This window comes from Pseudonocardia sp. EV170527-09, assembly GCF_008369905.1.
Taxonomy (GTDB): Bacteria; Actinomycetota; Actinomycetes; order Mycobacteriales; family Pseudonocardiaceae; genus Pseudonocardia.
The window spans coordinates 1-1,122 of the sequence record NZ_VRMC01000249.1 but is presented as its reverse complement, the minus strand read 5'-3'; the positions used below and the strand labels follow the sequence as shown (position 1 = coordinate 1,122).

Annotated in this window: 1 protein-coding gene; it reads left to right on the top strand. The window is 68.7% G+C overall.

Translation table 11 applies throughout. The features are described 5' to 3' along the window. Nucleotides 1–31: 31 nt before the first annotated feature. Nucleotides 32–1,122: transposase (locus tag FVA95_RS28860; RefSeq protein ID WP_240051800.1), on the top strand; the 1,091-nt coding region annotated here is incomplete at its 3' end.

The following is a 1,122-nucleotide window of genomic DNA, read 5'->3' as shown; positions in this document are numbered from 1 at the left end:
CGTGGTGATCGACGGCTTGGACGTGCCGGTCGTGGACGAGTCCTGCTACCGGGCGATGGACTGGCTGATCGACGCCGAGCCCGAGCTCGGCCGGATCGTGTTCGACACCACCGCCGACCTGCTGAACCTGGAGGTGGACCTGCTGTTCTTCGACACCACCTCCACCTACTTCGAGACCGCCGACGCCGACGAGCCGGTCGGCCGCGACGAGCACGGCATGCCGGTCGCCGAGGATGACGAGGCGGTGAAGGAGGCCGGGTTCCGGACCTTCGGCAAGTCCAAGGACTCCCGCCCGGATCTGCCGCAGATCGTGGTCGGCATGGCCGTCACCCGCGACGGGATCCCCGTGCGGTGTTGGGCCTGGCCGGGGAACACGGCCGACAGCGCGCTGATCCGGCAAGTGAAAGACGATATGCGGGACTGGTCGCTGTCGCGGATCGTGTGGGTCGCCGACCGCGGCTTCACCTCGGCCGAGAACAGGCGCTACCTGCAGCGCGCCGGTGGGCACTACATCCTGGGTGAGAAGCTGCGCGGCGGCACCCCGGAAGCCGACGCCGCCCTGTCCCGGCAGGGCCGCTACCGGCATGTCGCCGACAACCTGCAGGTCAAGGAGGTGCGCCTGGCAAGCGACCTGGCCGACGACCGGTTCGTGATCTGCTTCAACCCCGAGGCTGCGCTGCGTGACGCCGCGATCCGGGACCGGATGGTCGCCCTCCTGGTCGAGACGATCGCCGGCAGCGACAAGCTGTCGAACGACAAGCGCGCCGAGCTGCGCGGGGTCATCTCCACCAAGCCCGGCCTCAAGCGCTACCTGCGCACCACGCCCGGCGGGCTGCTACGCATCGACAAGAAGGCCATCGACGCCGAGGCCAACCTGGATGGCAAGTTCCTGCTGCGCTGCTCGGACCCGAAGCTGTCGGCCGAGGACATCGCCCTGGGCTACAAGCAGCTCCTGCAGGTCGAGCGCGGCTGGCGCGACATGAAATCGATCATCGACATGCGGCCGGTTTACCACCGTGTCGAGGACCGCATCCGCGCCCACGTGCTGCTGTGCTGGCTGGCGCTGCTGCTCATCCGCATCGCCGAGACCAAGACCGGGCAGACCTGGGCCGAGATCCGCGA